This window comes from Mesorhizobium carmichaelinearum, from assembly GCF_900199455.1.
GTDB classification, from domain to species: Bacteria; Pseudomonadota; Alphaproteobacteria; order Rhizobiales; family Rhizobiaceae; genus Mesorhizobium; species Mesorhizobium carmichaelinearum.
Genome location: NZ_FZQR01000025.1, coordinates 16,666 through 37,959 on the forward strand (window position 1 = coordinate 16,666; position 21,294 = coordinate 37,959).

17 protein-coding genes and 1 pseudogene are annotated in these 21,294 nt (G+C 63.0%); 14 read left to right on the forward strand and 4 right to left on the reverse strand.

What is annotated here, in order from left to right:
* The first annotated feature begins 52 nt into the window (after positions 1 to 52).
* Both CKW40_RS33745 and CKW40_RS33750 read left to right on the forward strand, forming a co-directional pair.
* Positions 53 to 1,051 (forward strand): heparan-alpha-glucosaminide N-acetyltransferase, encoded by a 999-nt coding sequence (locus CKW40_RS33745; protein ID WP_095204060.1) that lies wholly within the window; start codon positions 53 to 55, stop codon positions 1,049 to 1,051.
* Positions 1,048 to 1,524 carry a methyltransferase family protein gene (locus tag CKW40_RS33750; RefSeq protein ID WP_095204061.1) on the forward strand — a complete coding sequence of 159 codons (477 nt, stop codon included), beginning with the start codon at positions 1,048 to 1,050 and terminating at the stop codon, positions 1,522 to 1,524. The genes CKW40_RS33745 and CKW40_RS33750 overlap by 4 nt, the downstream gene beginning before the upstream one ends.
* A 24-nt stretch (positions 1,525 to 1,548) precedes the next feature.
* Here CKW40_RS33750 and CKW40_RS33755 read toward each other — a convergent pair whose 3' ends face one another.
* Positions 1,549 to 2,724, reverse strand: a complete 1,176-nt coding sequence (locus tag CKW40_RS33755) for an ROK family protein (RefSeq protein ID WP_095204062.1) — start codon at positions 2,722 to 2,724, stop codon at positions 1,549 to 1,551.
* A 114-nt stretch (positions 2,725 to 2,838) separates the two neighbouring features.
* Here CKW40_RS33755 and CKW40_RS33760 point away from each other — a divergent pair, with 114 nt between their 5' ends.
* The 5 genes from CKW40_RS33760 to CKW40_RS33780 all read left to right on the forward strand — a co-directional run bounded on the left by CKW40_RS33760 (position 2,839) and on the right by CKW40_RS33780 (position 9,297).
* Positions 2,839 to 4,110: an ABC transporter substrate-binding protein gene (locus tag CKW40_RS33760; protein ID WP_095204063.1), complete on the forward strand. Its 1,272-nt coding sequence runs from the start codon at positions 2,839 to 2,841 to the stop codon at positions 4,108 to 4,110.
* A gap of 67 nt (positions 4,111 to 4,177) precedes the next feature.
* Positions 4,178 to 5,062 (forward strand): carbohydrate ABC transporter permease, encoded by an 885-nt coding sequence (locus tag CKW40_RS33765; protein WP_095204064.1) that lies wholly within the window; start codon positions 4,178 to 4,180, stop codon positions 5,060 to 5,062.
* Positions 5,062 to 5,913 (forward strand): carbohydrate ABC transporter permease, encoded by an 852-nt coding sequence (locus CKW40_RS33770; RefSeq protein ID WP_095204065.1) that lies wholly within the window; start codon positions 5,062 to 5,064, stop codon positions 5,911 to 5,913. Before CKW40_RS33765 ends, CKW40_RS33770 begins: the two co-directional genes overlap by 1 nt.
* Before the next feature lie 67 nt (positions 5,914 to 5,980).
* Positions 5,981 to 7,126 (forward strand): ABC transporter ATP-binding protein, encoded by a 1,146-nt coding sequence (locus tag CKW40_RS33775; protein ID WP_095204066.1) that lies wholly within the window; start codon positions 5,981 to 5,983, stop codon positions 7,124 to 7,126.
* Positions 7,127 to 7,152: 26 nt separating this feature from the next.
* Positions 7,153 to 9,297, forward strand: coding sequence for a beta-galactosidase (locus CKW40_RS33780; protein ID WP_095204067.1), 2,145 nt, complete (start codon positions 7,153 to 7,155; stop codon positions 9,295 to 9,297).
* A gap of 35 nt (positions 9,298 to 9,332) precedes the next feature.
* Here CKW40_RS33780 and CKW40_RS33785 read toward each other — a convergent pair whose 3' ends face one another.
* From CKW40_RS33785 to mgtE, 3 genes and pseudogenes are all read right to left on the reverse strand, one after another.
* Positions 9,333 to 9,719, reverse strand: a complete 387-nt coding sequence (locus CKW40_RS33785) for a MerR family transcriptional regulator (RefSeq protein WP_006203215.1) — start codon at positions 9,717 to 9,719, stop codon at positions 9,333 to 9,335.
* Between the two features lie 150 nt (positions 9,720 to 9,869).
* Positions 9,870 to 10,253 (reverse strand): DUF6572 domain-containing protein, encoded by a 384-nt coding sequence (locus CKW40_RS43265; RefSeq protein ID WP_143748417.1) that lies wholly within the window; start codon positions 10,251 to 10,253, stop codon positions 9,870 to 9,872.
* A gap of 156 nt (positions 10,254 to 10,409) precedes the next feature.
* Positions 10,410 to 11,820 (reverse strand): annotated as a pseudogene (gene mgtE / locus CKW40_RS33790) (magnesium transporter).
* 425 nt (positions 11,821 to 12,245) lie between these two features.
* On the opposite strand from mgtE, the gene CKW40_RS33795 reads away from it, so the two are divergent.
* The 7 genes from CKW40_RS33795 (at position 12,246) to CKW40_RS33825 (ending at position 21,284) form a co-directional block, all read left to right on the forward strand.
* Positions 12,246 to 12,866 (forward strand): LuxR C-terminal-related transcriptional regulator, encoded by a 621-nt coding sequence (locus CKW40_RS33795; protein WP_095204068.1) that lies wholly within the window; start codon positions 12,246 to 12,248, stop codon positions 12,864 to 12,866.
* Between the two features lie 123 nt (positions 12,867 to 12,989).
* Positions 12,990 to 14,180, forward strand: coding sequence for an aminotransferase class V-fold PLP-dependent enzyme (locus CKW40_RS33800; protein ID WP_095204069.1), 1,191 nt, complete (start codon positions 12,990 to 12,992; stop codon positions 14,178 to 14,180).
* 12 nt (positions 14,181 to 14,192) lie between these two features.
* Complete coding sequence (locus CKW40_RS33805; RefSeq protein WP_095204070.1) at positions 14,193 to 15,155, forward strand: HpcH/HpaI aldolase/citrate lyase family protein; 963 nt, start codon at positions 14,193 to 14,195, stop codon at positions 15,153 to 15,155.
* A gap of 19 nt (positions 15,156 to 15,174) precedes the next feature.
* Positions 15,175 to 16,362, forward strand: coding sequence for a malate--CoA ligase subunit beta (locus CKW40_RS33810; RefSeq protein ID WP_095204071.1), 1,188 nt, complete (start codon positions 15,175 to 15,177; stop codon positions 16,360 to 16,362).
* A 13-nt stretch (positions 16,363 to 16,375) separates the two neighbouring features.
* Positions 16,376 to 17,275 carry a succinate--CoA ligase subunit alpha gene (gene sucD / locus CKW40_RS33815; protein ID WP_095204072.1) on the forward strand — a complete coding sequence of 300 codons (900 nt, stop codon included), beginning with the start codon at positions 16,376 to 16,378 and terminating at the stop codon, positions 17,273 to 17,275.
* Positions 17,276 to 17,308: 33 nt separating this feature from the next.
* Positions 17,309 to 20,218, forward strand: a complete 2,910-nt coding sequence (locus CKW40_RS33820) for a phosphoenolpyruvate carboxylase (protein WP_244571393.1) — start codon at positions 17,309 to 17,311, stop codon at positions 20,216 to 20,218.
* 211 nt (positions 20,219 to 20,429) lie between these two features.
* Positions 20,430 to 21,284, forward strand: coding sequence for a MipA/OmpV family protein (locus CKW40_RS33825; RefSeq protein ID WP_095204073.1), 855 nt, complete (start codon positions 20,430 to 20,432; stop codon positions 21,282 to 21,284).
* Positions 21,285 to 21,294 lie beyond the last annotated feature (10 nt).

Genomic DNA, 21,294 nt, shown 5'->3' on the forward strand with positions numbered 1-21,294 from the left:
TCCCGTCCAACCGTGATAGTCCTCAGGCGAGGCTGAATCAGATCGCGAGACCATGACCATCGACACGCCGACCGCATCCGTTCCGGAGCCATCAAAGCGCATCGTCGCCATCGACATCGTGCGCGGCATCGCGCTCTTGGCCATGGCGAGCTACCATTTCACCTGGGATCTGGAATTCTTCGGCTACACCGATCCCGGCCTCACCGCCTTCGGCTGGTGGAAGATCTACGCGCGCTGCATCGCCTCGACCTTCCTGTTCCTGGTCGGCGTCAGCCTGTACCTCGCCCATGGCCGGCAAATCCGCTGGAACGGTTTTTGGAAGCGCTTTGCCATGGTTGCCGGTGCCGCGATCGCCATTTCGGTGGTCACCCGCATCGCGACGCCGGACGGGTTCATCTTCTTCGGCATCCTGCACGAGATCGCGGTCGCCAGCCTGCTCGGCCTCGCCTTCCTGCGGCTGCCGGCCCTGCTGACGGTTGTCGTGGCCGCACTCGTCATCGCGGCGCCCGTCTATCTGCGCTTCGAGGCCCTGGACCATCCCTGGCTGTGGTGGATCGGCCTCTCGGCGATCAATCCACGATCCAACGACTATGTGCCGCTGTTTCCATGGTTCGGCGCGGTGCTTATCGGCATCGGCGTGGCGAAACTCGCTTCTGCCTCCGGCCTGCGAGCCCGTCTGGCGAGCCTTGCGCCCGGCCGCTGGGCCAATCCGCTGGTCTTCATCGGCCGCCACAGCCTCGCTTTCTACCTGATCCACCAGCCGCTGCTGATCGGTTGCGTCTGGCTGTTTTCGCAAGCCATGCCCGCCCAGGTCGAAACCCCGCAAGTCAATTTCCTGAAAACCTGCCAGCGCTCATGCGAGCAGACGCGCAACGCAACCTTCTGCACCAGCTATTGCAGTTGCATGCTCACGACGATCGAGGGCGAGGCCACGCTTGATCGGCTCGAGAACAACGACCAGAGTGCGGAATTCCGAGCGCATCTGGGCGATCTGGCCGCCAGCTGCACGGCTCAGACCGAGGACAAGATGGACGAGGGAGGAACGCAATGACAGAAACCCAGCCGAAGCCCGGGGTGATACCGTGGCCGCCGGTGATCTATATCGCTGCCATCGCCATCAGCGTCGCCCTCGGTCTTTTCTATCCCCTGCCCTGGATCGGCGACCTTCTGGGCGACCTCCTGTTCGCCGCCGGCTGGGTGGCACTGTTCGGCGTCGCGGCACTCTGGTTCACTGCCATCCGTACCATGATTAGGGCCAGGACAACGCTCAACCCCAACGCGGTGCCCGACCACCTCGTCACCACAGGTCCTTTCGGCATCACCCGCAACCCGATGTATCTGGCCAACACACTGCTGTTGATCGGCGTCGCCTTTGTCTCGGGGATCGTCTGGTTCCTGCCGCTGGCGTTCATCGCCGCCTTCGTCACGCAGAAGGTCGCGATCGAGGGCGAGGAAAAGGTGCTGGCGGCGAAGTTCGGAAAGAAATACCGCGACTACGCCAAACGCGTGCGCCGCTGGATTTGAGCCTGAGCCACGCCGAAGCTTTGCCTATGCGGCCGCGATCTCTCCAGGCCTGCTTTCAAAATCGAACAGCCGCTGGGTAGCGAGCGCGGCCGCACCCCGGGCCCAGGAATCGTCCGCCCAGTCCGGCGTGATCGGCGGCGGGCTCCACATGGCATATCGCGCCAGCGCGTCACGCATAGGCCCGAAGAGATAGTCGCCGAAGCTGACCGCTTCGCCGCCGCCGACAATCACTTCCGGATCGATGATGTTGCAGAAACCGCCCAAAAACCTGCCGATACCTTCGCCTGCTTCGCGCAGCAGGTTCAGAGCTGTCTCGTCACCGGCCTTAGCCGCTTCGAGCATGTCGTAGCGGTCGACGTCGCCTGAGAGACCCTTCGCCTCTCGCCACCTTTTCACCAAGGCCGGCTCGGAAAAGAAAGTCTGAAGGCAGCCGCGGCGGCCGCACTCGCATTGCGGCCCGTTCGGATCGTAGATGGAGTGCCCCAGCTTGCCCGCGGCGCCGTTCGCGCCGTGATGAACCGAACCGTCGATCACAACAGCACAGCTGATGCCGGCGCCGATGGCCAGCGCGCCGACCGTGCGATGATGCCGGCCAAGGCCGAACAATTGCTGTGCGAGCGCGAAAGCGTTGGTGTCGTCGTCGGCCCAGACGGGTACGTTCACGAGGTCGGCGAGCATGGCCGCAATCGGGACGTCGGTCCAGCCGAAGCGGTGGCTGAGCCGGCAGACGCCATTGTCGATGACCCCAGGCACGGCGATGCCGATTCCGCTGAGCTGCGCCCCCGTTGGCGCCGCTGGATCCGCAAGCAGCTGGCTGACGGCGGCGGCACAGGCAGTCACCGTGGTTTGCGGCGATTGATCAGGCACCATGACCCGCTTGGAGACAAGGGGCGTCGTGGCGAGGTCGGTCAGAACACAATCGACCGCGCCCACCATCAGCTTGAACCCGACAACAAGGCGGCCCGCATAATTGATGTTGATCGGGATGGGCCGCCGCCCCGGCGCTCCAACGCTGGCTTCTCCCTCGACCAGGATGTTCTCGTTCAACAGGTCGGTGACGACGAAGGTCACCGCCGCCGGGCTCAATCCGGTGATCGCGGCGATCTCGGCGCGGCTGATCGCCCCTTCCCGGCGCAGCAGGTTGAGGATCAGTCGACGGTTGATCGAACGCGACGTCTGCTGGTCGCCCTTGAGTTTCATTCCTACCTCATTATTAATTTTGTAAATTAAGTATTGACCGGCTTCCCCTGCATACGCTACGACTTGCCTCGGTTCAATTGGAATCCGGCTGTTCTCAGGGAGGAGATAAAAGCCATGGCCATCACCGCTACAACTCTGTCCACCACAAGGCGTCGTTTCCTGCAGGGCACGGGCGCGGCCCTCGCGGCATCGGCCAGCGGAGGGCTTTGCTTGCCGGCCCTGGCGCAGGGGCAGGAAATCACCATCATTTCCAATCTCAGCAATGCGGGGCAACCTGACATCCTGCACAGGCTGGCGACCGAATACGAGGCGAAATCCGGCGCCAAGATCACCATCAACAACATGGATCACGAGGCCCACAAGACCGCGATCCGCAGCTATCTCGTCGTCGGCGCCCCCGACATCTGCTTCTGGTTCTCCGGCAACCGCATGAAGGCCTTTGTCAACAAGGGCCTGTTCGACGACATCTCCGATCTGTTCGCCCGCGAGAACTACAAGAACGTGCTCGGCGCCACGACAAGTGCCGTCACTGTCGGCGACAAGCAGTATGGCCTGCCGATGGGCGGTCTGCTTTGGGGCCTGTTCTACCGCAAGGACGTCTTCGCCGAACACAATTGGACGCCGCCGAAAACCTGGACCGACTTTCTCGCCTTTGGCGAGGCCGCCAAATCCGCAAGCATGATTCCGATGAGCATGGGCACCAAGGAATTGTGGCCGGCGGGCGGCTGGTTCGACCATATGAACCTGCGCATCAACGGCCTCGACAAGCACATCGCGCTGATGGACGGCAAGGTCCAGTACACCGATCCGATGCTGACCCCGGTCTTCGACAAATGGCGCGATCTGATCAAGGCGGGTTTCTTCTCGCCCAACCACAGTTCCTTCGGTTGGGAGCAGGCCGGTGCGGCGCTGGCGCAAAAGAAGGCCGCCATGATGGACCTCGGCGGCTTCGTCAGGTCAGCCTTCCCGGAGGCGGACATACCGCAGCTCGCCTACGCCCCCTTCCCTGAGGTTATCCCCGGGGTCGCCAGGTACGAGGATTTCTCGGTCAACTCCATCCATGTCCCGGCCAATGCCAAGAACAAGCAGGGCGCGCGCGACTTCCTTGCCTATTTCTACAGGCCGGAGAATCTGGGCGCCTTCCTCGCCGCCGAGGGAGCCATCCCGCCGCGCAACGACTGCCCGCCCAGCAAGGATCCGCTGGTCAACGCCGCCGTCGAGGAGCTGAAGAAGGTGGTTGGCACGTCGCAATATTACGACCGCGACACCGATCCGGACATGGCCCAGGAAGGCATGACGGGGCTCCAGGAATTCATGGTCAAGCCCGAACGGCGCGATCAGATCCTCGAGCGGCTGGAAAAGACCCGCAAGAGAATCTTCGGTTAGTCCTCCCGGACCTGACGGACCGACGGCTCTCCCCGGCGGTTCCGTCCTCTTTTTTGGATGAATGCCAATGCCCGGCTTCTGGCGCAGAAATCGTCACTGGTTGACGCCGGCCTTGTTCCTGGCGCCGGGCCTCATCCTGTTCAGCCTGGTTATCCTTGCCGCCTCCGTCGAGACGGTCTGGATCTCGCTGCACGAATGGGACGGCATCGGCGCCAAGACCTGGGTCGGCCTCGCCAACTATGCAGAGCTGGCCGACGACCCGCAATTCTACGTCTCGCTCAAGAACAACGTCATCTGGCTGCTGATCTTCATGCTGGCGCCGCCGATCGGCCTGGCGCTGGCGCTGATCGTCAACCAGCAGATCGGCGGCATGCGCATTTTGAAGTCGCTGTTCTTCGTCCCTTTGGTGCTGGCGACGGTGACCGTGGGCGTCGTTTTCGGCTGGGTCTATGATCCAACCTACGGATTGCTGCAATTGATCTTCGGCCTGTTCGGCGGCACCGCGCCGGCGCTGCTTTCCGACGAGAATTTCGCCACTTTCGCGGTCGCCGCCGCGGCCCTCTGGCCGCAGATCGCCTTCTGCATGGTGCTGTTCCTGGCCGGGCTGAACAACCTCAATGAGGACCTGATCGGCGCCGGGCGCGTCGACGGCGCGCGCGGCTGGCGCATGCTGCGCCATGTCGTCCTGCCGCAGCTGTCGCAGGTCGGGTTCATTGCCATCGCCGTGACGGTGATCGGCGCGCTGCGCTCCTTCGACATGGTCGCGGTCATGACCACCGGCGGTCCCTACGGCTCGTCAACGGTGCTCGCCTATCAGATGTACGAGGAATCGATCTTTTCCTACCGCTTCGGCTACGGCGCGGCGATCGCCACGGTTCTCTTCGTGATCATGATCAGCTTCATCGCCTGGTACCTGCACGGCCTCATCAAGGCCGAACGGAGCAATGCCTGATGTATCCGCGCCCGATCCCCGAAGATGCGAAAATCCAGCGCGCGCTCTATGTCGGCGGCGTGACCCTGGTCGTCGCGCTGTGGCTGCTGCCGCTGCTTGCCGTCATGCTGACGTCGATCCGCTCCAACGAGGAGCTGATGGCGGGCAATTACTGGGGCTGGCCGCAGAAATTCAGCTTGATCGAAAACTACACGGCGGTCTTCGAGCAGACCGCGATGCTGCGTTTCTTTCTCAACAGCCTGCTGATCACCATTCCCTCGGTGATCGGCGTGCTGATCCTGTCGACACTGACCGGCTTCGTTTTGTCGCGCTATCCGTTCCGCGGCTCAAATCTCATTTTTGCGTTGTTCGTCGGTGGCAATTTCCTGCCGGCCCAGGTGATGATGATCCCGGTGCGGGACCTGATGGTCAGGCTCGGCCTCTACGACACGATCTATGCGTTGATCGTATTCCACATCGCCTTTCAGACCGGCTTTGCGACGCTGTTCATGCGCAACTTCATCGCCGCGCTGCCGGGTGAATTGTTCCAGGCCGCCCGCGCCGAAGGTGCATCCCCTGCCCAGATCCTGCGCCATGTCGTGGTCCCCCTGGTGCGGCCGGCGCTGGCGGCGCTCGCCATCCTCACCTTCACCTTCATCTGGAACGACTATTTCTGGGCGATCGTGCTCACCCAGAGCGATGCGGTCAAACCCGTCACCGCCGGGCTGAACAATCTGCGCGGTGAATGGACGTCGGCCTGGAACATCGTGTCGGCGGCAACGATCTTCGTCGCCCTGCCCCCGGTCGTCATGTTCTTCCTGATGCAGAAGCACTTCATCAGCGGCCTCACCATGGGGGCGGTCAAAGGATGATTTCTGTTCGCGGAATTCAGGCCGGACCAAACGGACGCAACCGGCAAACACGGAAAGGCGCCTCGTCATGAGCAGCGTGGAATTGCGCAAGGTCGACAAGCACTATGCCGGCTATCACGCCCTGAAGGCGATCGACTTGACGATCGAAAAGGGCGAATTCGTCGTCATGGTCGGACCGTCCGGCTGCGGAAAGTCGACCTTGCTGAAGACGATCGCCGGGCTCGAGACCATCAATTCTGGCCAGGTCGTCATCAACGGGCGTGACGTCACCAAGGAAGAGCCCGGCGACCGCGGCATCGCCATGGTGTTCCAGTCCTACGCGCTCTATCCGCACATGACCGTCGCCGAGAATATGGGCTTCGGCTTGCGGATGGCGAACCGGCCGAAGGCGGAGATCGATGCCGCCGTCAAACGCGCCGCGCAGATCCTGCGCCTCGAGGAACAGCTCGACAAGCGCCCGAAGCAATTGTCGGGCGGGCAGCGCCAGCGTGTCGCGATCGGCCGCGCCATCACGCGTTCGCCGGAGGTGTTTTTGTTCGACGAACCGCTGTCGAACCTCGATGCGGCGCTGCGCACGCAGATGCGGGTGGAGCTTTCAGGCCTTCATGCCCAGCTCGGATCCACCATGGTCTACGTCACCCACGACCAGATCGAGGCTATGACCATGGCCGACCGGATCGTGGTGTTGAACAAGGGGCGGGTCGAGCAGGTCGGCTCGCCTCTCGAACTCTACGCCAATCCGGCAAACATCTTCGTCGCCGGCTTTCTCGGCGCGCCGCGCATGAACTTCATCGAAGCGCAGATAGAAACCGTCAACGCGGCCGGGGTCACGCTGACCGCGACCGGAATACCGGCACTCGCCTTCGGCGGCATCGATGCGGGTGGCGTTTCACCTGGAGACGCGGTGACTGTCGGAATCCGGCCGGAACATCTGCGCGTCCTCGAACGGGCAAACCCAGGCCAGGCATCGTTCCCGGGTCAGGTGCGGCTGGTCGAACATTTGGGGCGGGAGACGGTCCTCTACCTCGACGCCTCTCCCCTGCAGGCGACCAATTCGGACAGCGGCACGGGCAATTTCACGGTCCAGCTCAACAAGGTGTCCCCGATCAATATCGGCGCCCAGCTGACCGCCGGTTTCGAGACCGCCGACGCCTATCTGTTCGGACCCGATGGCCGCACGCTGACGCCGCGAAAACCCGTCCCCGCAACCTGACCTTCAAATCCAAGAGTATCATCCGCATGCAGCGCAAAAAGCCCGCCCCGCTTTCGGTTTGGCGCCCCCTCAACCTCGACCGCTTCCTGCTGGGAGCGCCGCACTATCCCGAACATGTCGACGAAAGCAGCTGGCGGCGCGACGCCGAACGCATGGCTGCTGCCGGCGTCAACACGGTCCGGATGGGCGAGTTCGCCTGGCATATTTTCGAACCCTATGAGGGAAAATTCGACTTCGGCCTTTTCGACCGTGCAATCGATGTCCTGGGCAGCGCCGGGATCGATACGATCCTATGCACGCCGACGGCGACGCCGCCGCGCTGGCTGAGTGCCAACTATCCCGAAGTGTCGCGGGTCGACGTCAACGGCCGCCCGACAAGCCACGGATCGCGCCAGCACGCCGACACGACCAGCCCGGTGTATCGGGCTCACAGCCGCCGCATCACGCGCGCCATGGCCGAGCACTACAAGGGCAATCCGCGCATCATCGGCTGGCAGACCGACAACGAGCTCAACACCACCGTTTCCGAATCGTTCGCGCCGGCGACGCGGCTGGAGTTCCAGAAATTCCTGCAGCACAAATACGGCGCGATCGACGCGCTGAACTTCGCCTGGGGTGGCCATTTCTGGGCAACGGCCTATGATAATTTCTCTCAGATCGACCTGCCGCGGCCGCTGATGCCGTCCTATCCGAGCCCCGGCCATGTGCAGGACTATCATCGCTTCCTGGCCGCGGCGACGGCGGCTTTTCAGCACGACCAGATCGAGATCCTGCGCGCCACCAACCCGGACTGGTTCATCTTCCACAATCTTGGCCAACTCGCCGACATCGATTTCCGCGGCCAGTTCGGACAGGACCTCGATTTCATCGGCTTCGACATCTACCCGATGCTGTACGACGAAATGCGGCGCACCGGCGGCCACGCGGCCACGCAGGCGCTGCATCTCGACATCTGCCGCGCCTATTCCGGCAACTACATCGTGCCGGAACAGGCCTCGGGCTTTGGCAGCCAGCCGGGCTTCTCGACCATGACACCGGAGCCGGGCGAGATGCGCCGCATGGCGATGACATCGGTCGCGCGCGGCGCCGACGGCATCATGTTCTTCCGCTGGCGCCCGGCGCATTTCGGCGCCGAGATCTACTGGATGGGCGTCATCGATCATGACGATGTGCCGCGCCGCCGCTATGACGAGGCGAGCCGCTTCTTCCACGAGATCGCCGCCATCAAGGATCAGATTCTCGGCACGGTCGTGCGCATGGATATCGGCATCGCCGGCGCCGATTTCGACAACCAGGAAGCGCACAAGACCTATGCGATGGGATTGCCGAGCCCGCTCGACGACGCCACGCTGCTGCACCGGCATTGCTATCGGAACGGTATAGCCTGCGGCTTCATCCATCCCGAGGACGACCTGTCGCGGCTGAAGGCGCTCTATGTTCCGCATTGGGTGATGTGGAAGCCGGAATGGAATGCCGCGGTCGAGGCTTTTGTGCGCGGCGGCGGCACGCTGATCCTGTCGGCGCTCACCGGCACAAGGGACGAGAACAACCACATCATTCGCGAGCAGGCACCGGGGAGTGGTCTTTCGGCGCTGAGCGGCGTCAAGGTGACCGAGTTCGGCCGCCTCGTTCCGGAGGGTGGCACGGGGCTGTTTCCCTTGTTCCGGCAAGCCTCGACGGGTGCCTATATACCGCCATCGCCGCTGCCGGCCTCGTCGACTGAGCGCAAATACCACTTCACCTTCGGCAACAGGCAGTTCGCGGCCGCCCACCTCTACGAACTGCTCGAGGTCGGGCCGGACACCGAGGTGCTGGGCGCATGGTCGGACCGCTTTTGCGCGGGACAGCCGGCGATCACCAGCCGACAACTGGGCAAGGGCCGCGTCGTCTATGTCGGCACTTACCTTACGCCTGAGCTAGCCGAAGCCATCGCCGATGTCGTTCTGGCCAGGGCGGGTGTGGCGCCTCTGCTTCCCGAATTACCTGACGGAGTGGAAGTGTCGATCCGCGAAGCCGAGGATCGTCAGCTGATGTTCGTCCAGAACACCAGGGAAATCCCGATCACCGTGCCGAACGTGCCGGCGGGTACCGACCTCTTGACGGGCCGGCCGGTTACCGGCGCCATCGAACTCGAGGCCTATGGTTGTTCGGTTGTCTCGCTCAGCCTGTAGCAAGCATGGATTTGCCCTGAGCGGCCATTGGCCGCTCAGGTGTTGACGCCGAGCTCGACCAGCCGCTCGACGCAGGATTCCTCGGCCTGGTCGAGTTCGGCCAGCGTCTCCTCGAGGTCGCGGCGCTTTTGCCTCAAATCCTCGCGCTTTTCCTCGATGCGCTTGATCATCAGCTTGAGTTGACCGACCTCGCCGGGCGGCTCCTTGTACATCTGGATGATTTCGCGGATTTCGTTGATCGAGAAGCCGAGCCGCTTTCCCCGCATGATCTGCCGGATGAGATGGCGGTCGGATGGGCGAAACAGCCGCGTGCGGCCGCGCCGCACCGGCTGCACCAACCCCTCATCCTCGTAGAAGCGGAGCGTCCGCGTCGACACGTCGAATTCGCGGGTCAGTTCGGTGATCGAATAATATTCCCGCATTGTCGCTCCATGCCGGAATCCCGGGCAACGCCACGTGCCGCTGCCTCCCGTCCCGAACCAACCCTTGCCTGCCGGAATCGACATGGCCCCCGCGCGAGCCTCGCACGGCATTTACGTAAAAGTCAATTGAGGCCGCTCGCGGGTAGTGTCTCAGTTTGAAATTTCACCGCCGCTACGATCTCTCCGATATTCCGAAGCCATCCCGTAACGGAAGCGTATGCCATCGGTTGCGAGCCTCTTTGATGTCGCAGACAAAATCGGCTCCGCAGTTGGAGCGGGCTCGTAGCGGAATCGAAGCACAATCGAAACCTTGGCTGGCGGGGTTTCTGGATATCTCTGGCGAAATTGATCGCTTGTTGCAATCTGCAAGTAGGAGTCCGCTCTCGCCGATATGCTTTCGAGATGCGCAGCTATCGCCTCGTCATCTGTCCAAGGCAACGTATCAGTGATGACGAACCGCAGACCATTATTTCCCAAACGAACTTCCAAATCGTTCGAAAAGTCATCACTGATAGCAAAACTCTCGTTGTTCATTATCCTTCAATCGTTTTTTGTAAGGCCCGCGTTTGCCCGGCTTCGGCGCAACGACGTCCATCTTCTCGCAAAGGTCTTCCATCGACCAGAGAGTTTTCGATACGCCAGCGGCGCGGATTGACCGTCGGGCAAATTTCAAACTGAGACACTACCCACTCACGCAACGCCGAACCACCAGGTGGCGAGGCCAAGGAAGGCAAAAAAGCCGACGACATCGGTGACCGTGGTGACGAACACCGCCGAAGCCACCGCCGGATCGATCTTGAACCGGTCGAGCAGCAGCGGGATCAGGATGCCGGCCAAGGCGGCGACAAACATGTTGATGATCATCGCCGCCGCGATGATGCCGCCCAGATTGCGATCGTGGAACCAGGCCGCCGCGACAATGCCGATCAGGATAGCGAAGACGACGCCGTTGATGAAGCCGACGCCCATTTCGCGGCGGATGATGCGGCCGGCATTGTAGATGTCGATATCCTTGGTCGCCAGCGCCCGCACGGTAACGGTCATGGTCTGCGAACCGGCATTGCCGCCCATGCCGGCGACGATCGGCATCAGCACCGCAAGCGCCACGATGTGCTCGATCGTGCGGTCGAACAGGCTGATCACCGACGCCGCCAGGAATGCCGTCAACAGATTGATCAGCAGCCAGGGAACGCGCGAGCGCGAGGTCGAAAAAATGCTGTCGGAAAGTTCTTCGTCACCGACGCCGCCCATGCGCAGCAGATCTTCCTCGGCCTCCTGCTGGATGACGTCGACGACATCGTCGATGGTCAGCACGCCGACCAGCTGCTCGTTCTCGTCGACGACGGCGGCCGACAAGAGGTCGTACTGTTCGAATTCGCGCGCCGCTTCTTCCTGGTCCATGGTGGCCGGAATGGCGTGCCGCGTCTCGTGCATGATCTCTCCAACCTTGACCGTGCGCTTGGTGCGCAGGATCTGGTCGAGATCGATGGCGCCGAGCAATTTGAAGGTCGGGTCGATGACGAAGATCTGGCTGAAGCGCTCAGGCAGGTTCTTGTCCTCGCGCATATAGTCGATGGTGGCCGATGGTCCAGAACGGCGGCACCGCGACGAACTCCGTCTGCATGCGCCGCCCGGCGGTCTCTTCGGGATAGTCGAGCGAGCGGCGCAGCCTGATCCGTTCTGTGAACGGCAGTTGCGACAGGATCTCGTCCTGGTCTTCCTTTTCGAGGTCTTCGAGAATGTAGACCGCGTCATCGGAATCGAGTTCCTGCACCGCCTGCGCGATCTGTGCATTGGGCAGATGATCGACGATCTCCATGCGGATCGCCTCGTCGACCTCGGTCAGCGCGGAGAAGTCGAAATCGGCGCCCAGCAGTTCGACCAGGGTCCGCCGCTGCTCAGGATGCAGCGCCTCGATCAGGTCGCCAAGTTCCGACTGGTGGAGATGGTCGACTTCATGCTTGAGCGTCAGCGTATCGCGGTCGGCGATCGCAGCCCCGATCTGGGCAAGGAAGGACGAAAGGACGGCACCGTCCTCGCCATAGATGTCAGCGTGAGCGTCGTCAGCCGCCTTGGCGGAGATCGTCTGCTTGTCCTCCACCAGCGCCTCCCGCCATCCCGGAAAAATTATGTCTCAGGTCTAGAGCATCGAACCTTAAAGCGGAAATCGGTTTCGCGGAAATCCGATGCATCTCGCGCGCAGGCGCGATTCGATTTGAGAACTTATCGCTCTAAGGCACGGAATATCAAACGAAACACGTGTTCCACGCCACCCCGGTGAACGTATCGCGGATGCCTGACCCGGCAATGCCTCTCCCATCAAAAACCAGCCAATCCCGGCTTCAGACGGCGCGACAGCCGATGTCGCTGGGGAAAGAGCACCCCAGCGCGGTTGGGGCAGAATTGTCATGATACGGGTCCAGGCCTGAAACCTGACCTCGGAGTTGCGGCACAACCAGCCCAGGACAAAAACGGCCCTTGAACAGCAAGCCCGGGAAAACGAGCAAGGCAATTGGCGACCGGCGCATGCGCATCGTCGTCGCCGAGCGCAATCCATTCGTCATATCGGCGCTGCGCGAAATGCTGGAATGCGACGGCCGCTTCGACTTGTTGAGCACCGTGCAAAGCGGCAAGCAATTCCTGGATCTGGCGGTCAAGGGCGGGTTCGACGTCGCAATCATCGGCTGGAAGCTCGCCGACATGGACGGCGCTGATGTGCTGGCCGAGGTCCAGAGCCGCAAGCTCGACGTGCGCATTACCGTCTTTTCCAACGACCATGACATCGGCATCCTGAAGCAATGCGTGCGGCTCGGCGCGCAGGGCTACTGTTTCCAGTTCGACGATCCGGCGATCATCTTCGATACGATCCTGGCCGTCGCGCATGGCCGCATCTGCATCCCCTATATCGACATCAACAAGGTCAACGACACGCCGCTCGCGCAGCTCACCGTGCGTGAGCGCGAGCTGCTGGCGGTGCTGTCCGACGGCTGGACCAATCTGCAGATTGCCACGCGGACGGGCATTTCCGAGAATACGGTGAAGTACCACCTCAAGAATCTCTACGACAAGCTCGACGTCCGCAACCGGGCGATGGCCGTCGCGCTCTATGCACGGGAGCGGCGCACCCAGAAGCAGCCTTTCGGGTAGGCCGACCGGGTAGGCTCGTCCCACCCGCGCGCGGCGAGATGTTACCCGCTGAGGTGTTGTTGGCTTTAGCCGTCGAAACGAAACTCCCCCCACCGCTTTGCTGGATCAGGAGGAGTTCGCATCATGGCCGGTTTCACCCATCTTTTCATTCCCGGACCGACCAACATTCCCGAACAGGTTCGGCAGGCGATGAACCTGCCGATGGAGGACATGCGTGCCGCGTCCTTCCCCGATCTCACTTTGCCGCTGTTCGAGGACATCAAGGCGGTTTTCAAGAACGAGACCGGCCGCGTCTTCATATACCCGTCGTCGGGCACCGGCGCCTGGGAAGCGGCGATGACCAATGTGCTCAGCCCCGGCGACCGCGTGCTGATGTCGCGCTTCGGCCAGTTCTCGCATCTGTGGGTCGACATGGCCGAGCGCCTCGGCCTCGAAGTCGATGTCATCGACTGCGAATGGGGTACCGGCGTGCCGCTCGAGCTCTATGCCGAACGGCTCAAGGCTGACAAGACGCATCGCATCAAGGCCGTCTTCTGCACGCAGAACGAGACGGCGACCGGCGTGACCAGCGACGTCGCCGGCTGCCGCGCCGCGCTCGACGACGCCAACCACCCTGCCCTGCTCTTCGTCGACGGCGTGTCGTCGATCGGCTCGATCGATTTCCGCCAGGAAGAATGGGGCGTCGACTGCGCCGTCAGCGGCTCGCAGAAGGGTTTCATGCTGCCCGCCGGCCTCGGCTTCCTCTCGGTGAGCAAGAAGGCGCTGGTGGCGTCCAGAACCGCCACCCACAGGCGCTGCTTCTTCTCCTTCGAGGACATGACCCGCGCCAACGATGCCGGCTATTTCCCCTACACGCCGGCGACGCAGCTGCTGCGCGGCCTGCGCGCGTCGCTCGACCTGATCGCCGAGGAAGGACTGGAGAACATCTTCGCCCGCCACCATCGCCTCGCCGAAGGCGTGCGCAAGGCGGTCGACGCCTGGGGCCTGAAGCTCTGTGCCAAGGCGCCGAAATGGCACTCCGACACGGTCAGCGCCATCCTGGTGCCGGAAGGCATCGACAGCGGCGACGTCGTCAAGCGCGCCTACCGCACCTACCAGACCTCGCTCGGCGGCGGTCTCAACAAGGTGATGGGCAAGGTCTTCCGCATCGGCCATCTCGGCTGGCTGAACGAGGTGATGGTGCTCTCCTCCCTGTCCGCAGCCGAAATGGCGCTGCTCGATTGTGGCGTCAGGCTGGCGCCGGGTTCCGGCGTCGGCGCCGCCATCCAGCATTTCCGCGCCTCGGCCGCCGTGCCGGTCGCCGAAGCCGCCTGAGGGGAGCCGACGATGAGCCACACCATCAACCATTTGAAGAAACTGCGGCTGCAGCGCAGCGAGCTGGCGGTTCCCGGCTCCAGCCCGGAGATGATCGACAAGGCGGCGAACAGCGCCGCCGACTTCGTCTTCCTCGACATCGAGGACGCGGTCGCGCCGCCCGACAAGGAACGCGCCCGCAAGAACATCATCCAGGCGCTGAACGACATCGACTGGCGCGCCAAGGGCAAGACCGTGTCGGTGCGCATCAACGGCCTCGACACCCACTACATGTACCGCGACGTGGTCGACGTCATGGAACAGGCCGGTGACCGACTGGACACCATTTTGGTGCCCAAGGTCGGCGTGCCGGCCGACCTCTATATGGTCGAGGCCATGGTCAACCAGATCGAGATGGCCAAGGGTTTCAAGACCCGTGTCGGCCTCGAAGCGCTGATCGAGACCGCGCTCGGCATGGCCAATGTCGAGGCGATCGCCGCAACGCCAGGCCGGCTGGAAGCCATGCATTTCGGCGTCGCCGACTATGCCGCAAGCTGCAAGGCGCGCACCGTCAACATTGGCGGCCTCAACCCCGATTATCCCGGCGACCAGTGGCATTTCGCGCTGTCGCGCATGACGGTTGCCTGCCGCGCCTACGGCCTGCGCGCCATTGACGGGCCGTTCGGCGATTTCTCCGATCCGGAGGGCTATATCGCCGGCGCCAGGCGCGCCGCCGCCCTCGGCATCGAAGGCAAATGGGCGATCCACCCTTCGCAGATCGCGCTTGCCAACGACGTCTTCTCGCCGCCGGAAAAAGAGGTGACGCGCGCCAGGCGCATTCTCGAAGTGCTGAAGGAGGCCGAGGCGCAGGGCAAGGGAGCGGCCGCACTCGACGGCAAGATGATCGACGCCGCGTCGGAGCGCATGGCGCGCAATGTTCTGGTGGTCAACGAGGCCATCGAGCGCGCCGGCCAGATCCGCGTCGCCACGCATTGAAAGTTACGGGAGGACAACAATGGACATCCACGAATATCAGGCCAAGGAACTGCTCGCCCGCCACGGCGTGCATGTGCCGCGCGGCGGGCTGGCCTACAGCCCCGAACAGGCCACCTACCGGGCGCGCGAGATCGGCGGCAGCAAATGGGTCTTGAAGGCGCAGGTGCATTCCGGCGCCCGCGGCAAGGCCGGCGGCATCAAGCTGTGCGCCAATGACGAGGAAATCTCCAACGCCGCCGAAGCCATGCTCGGTCGCAAGCTGGTGACCCAGCAGACTGGCCCGCGCGGCAAGCTGATTTCGCGTCTTTATCTCGAGGAAGCTGTCGACATCGCGCAGGAGCTCTATGTCGGCTTCGTGCTCGACCGCAAGGAAGAGCGCGTCATGATCGTGGCATCGGCCGCCGGTGGCATGGAGATCGAGGACATTGTCGAGAAAGAACCCAATTCCATCCTGCGCACATCGGTCGATCCCGGCGTCGGCATGCAGCGCTTTCAGGCCCGCGAGATCGCCTTCGGCCTCGGCCTCGACCACAATCTGATCGGCAAGGCGACCGAAACCATCTTCAGCTGCTACCAGGTGTTCCGCGACTACGACGCCTCGATGCTGGAGATCAATCCGCTGGTGGTGACGCGCGACGGCAATTTGATCGCGCTCGATGCCAAGATGTCGTTCGACGAGAACGCGTTGTTCCGCCGCCCGGAAATTTCCGAACTGCGCGACAAGAGCCAGGAAGACCCGCGCGAAACCTTCGCCAGCGACCGCGGCCTCTCCTATGTCGGCCTCGACGGCAACATTGGCTGCATCATCAACGGCGCAGGGCTCGCCATGGCGACCATGGACATGATCAAGATCGCTGGCGGCGAACCGGCCAACTTCCTCGACATTGGCGGCGGCGCCTCGCCCGAGCGGGTGGCAAAATCGTTCCGCGCCGTGCTCGGCGACAAGAATGTCGAGACCATCCTGGTCAACATCTTTGCCGGCATCAACCGCTGCGACTGGGTCGCCGAAGGCGTGATCAAGGCGATACGCGAAGTCGGCGTCAACGTGCCGCTGGTGGTGCGCCTCTCCGGCACCAAAGCCGAGGAAGGCCGCCGCATCCTGGCCGATTCCGGCGAGGCGGTGATCGTTGCCGACACGCTGGCCGAAGCCGCCGAAAAAGCCGTCGCCGCCTGGCGCGCGGCCGCCAAGAAGAAAAAAGCAGCCTGAGGGAGGTCGAAAAATGGCAATTCTGCTCAACCGCAGCACCCGGGTCATCGTCCAGGGTTTCACCGGCAAGATCGGCAGCTTTCATGCCGAGGACATGAAACGCTATGGCGCCAAGCTTGTCGGCGGCGTCACACCCGGCAAGGGCGGCCAGAAGCATCTCGGCCTGCCCGTCTTCAACACGGTCAAGGGCGCGGTGCGCGAGACCCGCGCGGAGGCCAGCATCGTCTTCGTGCCGCCGCCCTTCGCCGCCGATTCGATCATGGAGGCGGCGGATGCCGGCATAAAACTCTGTGTCTGCATCACCGACGGCATCCCCTCGCAGGATATGATGCAGGTCAAACGCTACATGCTGCGCTACCGCTACGAAGACCGCATGCGGCTGATCGGCCCGAACTGCGCTGGCGTCATCACGCCGGGACAGGCGCTGATGGGCATCATGCCGGGCAGCATCTACCTGCCCGGCCGCGTCGGCATCGTCGGCCGCTCCGGCACGCTCGGCTACGAGGCCGCCTCACAGATGAAGGCGCTCGGCATCGGCGTGTCGACCAGCGTCGGCATCGGCGGCGATCCGATCAACGGCTCCTCCTTCAAGGACATGCTGAAACTGTTCGAACAGGACGACGAGACCGACGCCGTGGTGATGATCGGCGAGATCGGCGGACCGCAGGAAGCCGAAGCCGCGATCTGGGCGCGCGACAACATGCGCAAGCCCCTGATCGCCTACATTGCCGGCCTCTCCGCCCCGAAAGGCCGCCGCATGGGCCACGCCGGCGCCATCATCTCGGCCTTCGGCGAGTCGGCGCAGGAGAAGGTCGAGATCCTGAAAGAGGCCGGCGTCGTCATCGTGCCGACGCCGTCGTCCTTCGGCGAGGTCGTGGCCGATACGCTGGCGCGGATGAAGAAGGCGGCGTGATGGCCGACCGGCGAAGGCCGCATAGCGCAAGACGTGAAGTCTGTTCCAGCGGCACTGAAGCCGCTGGAGGACGTCGTGCTGTTGCCGCATCTCGGCAGTGCGACCGAGGAAACGCGGGTGGCGATGGGCATGGAGGTGGTGGTGAACTCGACCGCCTTCTTCGAGGGTCACCCGGTCCCCGATCGGGTCGCCCGGCAGCCGGCGCCGCCCTCGATTCGGGGCGCGGCAATAGCAGCAATCGATGCGGACGGATCAGGAAAGCAGTTGGAACAGAGCAGACGCATCAACTTTCGTGAGGACGAGCGCAGCCTCTTGTTGCGCCTGCTGCTGCAGGTCGCAAGCGCGCGTGAGCCCGAGATCGCCGCCGTTCTGACCGGACGCAGGTCGCTTGTCTCCCTCGCCGCGGAGCAGCGCATCCCGGCACTTCAGGCGAGCGGCGTATGGTTCCAGTTGCTGGCGATTGCAGACGAGTTGCTTGCCATGCGGGCGCGTCGCGAACTCGAACAAGGCGCGGGCTTCGACGAAGTGCCGGGCTCCTTCGCCAGCGTTGTCGCGCAGATGGCAGCCAATGGCCACTCAGCGCAGGAAGTCCAAGCGACGCTCAATGAGCTTTGCGTCGGCCCGACCATGACCGCGCACCCAACGGAGGCCAAACGCGTCACGGTGCTGGAGATCCACCGCCGTATCTATCGCAAGCTGACCGAGCTCGATCAGCCGCGCTGGGCGCCGCGCGAACGCGACCTGTTGATCGCCGATCTGGAAAGCGAGATCGAGCTTCTGTGGATGACGGGCGAGTTGCGACTTGAGCGCCCGACTGTCGAACGCGAAATCGCCTGGGGGCTGCATTTCTTTCGCGAAGTCATCTTCGAGGCAACGCCGCAGCTCTATGGCAAGCTTCAAGGCGCCTTCGAGCGTCACTATCCGGGAGAGCCGATCAGAATTCCCTCCTTCATGCGCTATGCCTCGTGGATCGGCGGCGATCGCGATGGCAATCCCAATGTGACGGCCGCGGTCACCGCCCACGCCATGACCGAATACCGCGATACCGCCATAGGCTGGTATCTGACGCAGGTGCAGCGGCTGGTGACGGTGCTCAGCGCCAGCTCGAATGTCGTCGCTCTGCCGGCCAGCTTCAAACCGGCGCTGCAAACCGCACTTGATAAAAGCGGACAGGCGCAGATGATCGCCGCCCGCAACCCTGACGAACCGCTTCGCCAGTTCGCTTCGGCCTTGCTTGCCCGGCTGGAGGCCACGCGAAACGGCGCTACGGCGGCGTACCACTCGGCAGAGGCGTTTCGTGCTGATCTGAACGGCCTGTCTTGTGTCCTCGAAGCGATCGGAGGACGCGCGGTAGCCAAGCGTTTCGTCCAGCCTCTGCTCTGGCAAGTCGGAAGCTTCGGCTTCCGTTCGGTCTCGCTCGACATCCGGCAGAACTCCACGGTGGTCAACCGGGTGCTGGCCGAGTTGTTTGCGCTGACAAATCCCACCGATCCGGTCGCAGCTGGCACGCAGCAATGGTCGGCGCGCATTCGCGCGGCCGTCAGCCAGGGCGAGCGGCTGGAGATCGAGGCAGGCCGGCTCTCACCTGAAGCAGGTGAACTGCTTTCGACATTTTCTGTCATCCGCGACCATACTTCCAGCTTGGATGCCGACGCTGTCGGCTCTTTCGTCCTCAGCATGACCCGCTCAGCCGACGATCTTCTCGCGGTCTATCTGCTGGCGCAATATTGCGGACTGTCAGCGCCCGGTGGCGGCACAATCAGGCTGCGGATCGTGCCATTGTTCGAGACCATCGCTGATCTACAGGCCGCCCCTGGCATCCTGGATGGATTGCTCGGTGTTTCGCTGGTGAGACGGACGGTGCGAGATTTCGGCGCGCGCCAGGAAATCATGCTTGGCTATTCAGATTCCAACAAGGACGGCGGTTTCCTCGCTTCCAATTGGGAACTGGCAAAAGCGCAAAGGCGCCTCGCTGCCGTCGGGCACAAGCACAAGGTCAGGATCAGTTTCTTCCACGGTCGCGGCGGCTCTGTCAGCCGTGGCGGCGCGCCGACCGGCCGGGCGATCGCGGCGCAGCCCGAAGGCACTGTCGCTGGAACCATGCGGGTGACCGAGCAGGGCGAGGTCGTATCGTCGAAATTCGCCAATCGCGGCACCGGCCTCAACCAGCTCGAGATTCTCGCCGCCGGCGTGCTGGCCCACAGTGTCGGATCGCCCGGTGATGTCGAGGCGAAGGAAACGCCCGAGTTCAATGAAGCGCTGGAAGCGCTGGCAGGCATGTCGCAGGCATCCTATGCTGGGCTGATGGCTGAGCCTGGCTTCCTCCACTATTTCAACCAGGCGAGCCCGGTCGCGGAACTGGCGCTCCTGAAAATGGGTTCACGGCCGGAGCGCCGTTTCGGCGCCAGCGGTATTGCCGACCTGCGCGCCATTCCATGGGTGTTCGCCTGGAGCCAGAACCGTCATCTGTTGACCGGCTGGTATGGCATCGGCAGCGCGCTCAGCTCCTTCGTCGCGGTGCGCGGCGAGGCCGGGCGCGAGCTTTTGGCGCGCATGTTCGAGCATTCGCGCTTCTTCCGCCTGATCGTCGACGAGGCCGAAAAGACGCTCTACCAGTCCGACATGGAGATCGCTCAGCTTTACGCCCGCCTGGTGTCCGACAGCGATGCGGCCCGACGGATCTACGCCCGCATCGCTGCCGAATACGAGCTGACGCGGCGCCTGATTGGTGACCTCACGGGAGGCGATCTCTCCGCGCGCTTTCCAATGTTCAAGCGGCGCTTCGACAATCTGCGGCGACAGATGGATGACATTCACCGGCTGCAGGTCGACCTGTTGCGTGAAGTTCGGACAAACACCGGCACAGCGGATCAAAAGCGGGCCACCGACGCTCTGCTCGTATCGATCAATTGCATCTCGGCCGGCCTTGGGTGGACGGGATAGGCTCGGTTTTTGCCAGCGCGTGGTCGTTCAAGGCACCTACAGCGCAGGGCTTTCGGCGCCAAAGGGCCGCTGCACCGGCCACGTCGGCAGTAGCCAAGATCAGGCCAAGATTGCGCAACAAAACTTAACATCACTTCACGCATGCAGCCATCTTCGCCTGAAATAGTCCGAGCATCGGGGGCTCTTACTGCCTCGCTGCTCTGGAGCATGCATGTTCAAAATGGTTTCTGGACTCCTCGCCGGCCGGGCCTCGCTCGCGGCGATGGCAATCCTGTTTTCAACGCATTCGCAGATCGTGCTGGCGGCGGACGCCATTGCCGTCGACACCGAGGATCTGACCCCGCCGCCCGATCCCACGCGTTTCGGGCGCTTCGAACAGAAACTGGCGGACTGGCATGTCGTCCTCGGCGGCGGCGCCATCATCGTCCCCAAATATGAGGGCAGCAACGAGTTCAAGGTCATGCCGGTGCCTTTCATATCGGCGACATTCCTCGACACGGTGACGATCGATCCGACGGGCGCCAACATCGCCGTCTATGAACAAGGACCGTTCGAACTCAGTGCGCGGCTTGGCTACGACATGGGTCGCAAGGAAGACGATGCCGATCGTCTGCGCGGCCTGGGGGATGTCGACATGGGCGCGATCGTCGGCGCCAAGGCGGCGATGAAGTTCGGCCCGGCCGAAATCTTCGCGCAACTGGACAAGACCATCGGCGGCAGCGACGGCCTGGAAGGCACGCTTGGCATCGAGGTGACCCAGCCTCTGTCTCAATCATTGATGGTCGGCGCCGGCGCATCGGTCGTCTTCGCCGACGAAAAATACATGCAGGCCTATTTTGGCGTCACGCCGGAGCAATCGGCTCGCTCGGGGTTGGCCCAGTATGATGCCGGCGCCGGGTTGAAGCGCGCCGATTTTTCGATTTCCGCCACATATATGCTCAATCGCAACTGGATGGTGCGCGGCCAGGCGGGGGTCGGCATTCTCATGGGTGACGCTGCCGACAGCCCTGTTGTTGTCGACAAGGTCCAGCCCATGGGCATGCTTCTCGTCGGATATCGGTTTTGATGCCCACACA

What these genes read in the sequence shown, in the direction of transcription:
- CKW40_RS33825 (WP_095204073.1), top strand. Translation starts at nt 20,430, where the DNA reads ATGTTCAAAATGGTTTCTGGACTCCTCGCCGGCCGGGCCTCGCTCGCG.
- CKW40_RS33785 (WP_006203215.1), bottom strand. Translation starts at nt 9,719, where the DNA reads ATGCGGGAATATTATTCGATCACCGAACTGACCCGCGAATTCGACGTG.
- CKW40_RS33775 (WP_095204066.1), top strand. Translation starts at nt 5,981, where the DNA reads ATGAGCAGCGTGGAATTGCGCAAGGTCGACAAGCACTATGCCGGCTAT.
- CKW40_RS33780 (WP_095204067.1), top strand. Translation starts at nt 7,153, where the DNA reads ATGCAGCGCAAAAAGCCCGCCCCGCTTTCGGTTTGGCGCCCCCTCAAC.
- CKW40_RS33755 (WP_095204062.1), bottom strand. Translation starts at nt 2,724, where the DNA reads ATGAAACTCAAGGGCGACCAGCAGACGTCGCGTTCGATCAACCGTCGA.
- CKW40_RS33795 (WP_095204068.1), top strand. Translation starts at nt 12,246, where the DNA reads ATGCGCATCGTCGTCGCCGAGCGCAATCCATTCGTCATATCGGCGCTG.
- CKW40_RS33805 (WP_095204070.1), top strand. Translation starts at nt 14,193, where the DNA reads ATGAGCCACACCATCAACCATTTGAAGAAACTGCGGCTGCAGCGCAGC.
- CKW40_RS33800 (WP_095204069.1), top strand. Translation starts at nt 12,990, where the DNA reads ATGGCCGGTTTCACCCATCTTTTCATTCCCGGACCGACCAACATTCCC.
- CKW40_RS33810 (WP_095204071.1), top strand. Translation starts at nt 15,175, where the DNA reads ATGGACATCCACGAATATCAGGCCAAGGAACTGCTCGCCCGCCACGGC.
- CKW40_RS33745 (WP_095204060.1), top strand. Translation starts at nt 53, where the DNA reads ATGACCATCGACACGCCGACCGCATCCGTTCCGGAGCCATCAAAGCGC.
- CKW40_RS33750 (WP_095204061.1), top strand. Translation starts at nt 1,048, where the DNA reads ATGACAGAAACCCAGCCGAAGCCCGGGGTGATACCGTGGCCGCCGGTG.
- CKW40_RS33770 (WP_095204065.1), top strand. Translation starts at nt 5,062, where the DNA reads ATGTATCCGCGCCCGATCCCCGAAGATGCGAAAATCCAGCGCGCGCTC.
- CKW40_RS33760 (WP_095204063.1), top strand. Translation starts at nt 2,839, where the DNA reads ATGGCCATCACCGCTACAACTCTGTCCACCACAAGGCGTCGTTTCCTG.
- CKW40_RS43265 (WP_143748417.1), bottom strand. Translation starts at nt 10,253, where the DNA reads ATGAACAACGAGAGTTTTGCTATCAGTGATGACTTTTCGAACGATTTG.
- CKW40_RS33765 (WP_095204064.1), top strand. Translation starts at nt 4,178, where the DNA reads ATGCCCGGCTTCTGGCGCAGAAATCGTCACTGGTTGACGCCGGCCTTG.
- sucD (WP_095204072.1), top strand. Translation starts at nt 16,376, where the DNA reads ATGGCAATTCTGCTCAACCGCAGCACCCGGGTCATCGTCCAGGGTTTC.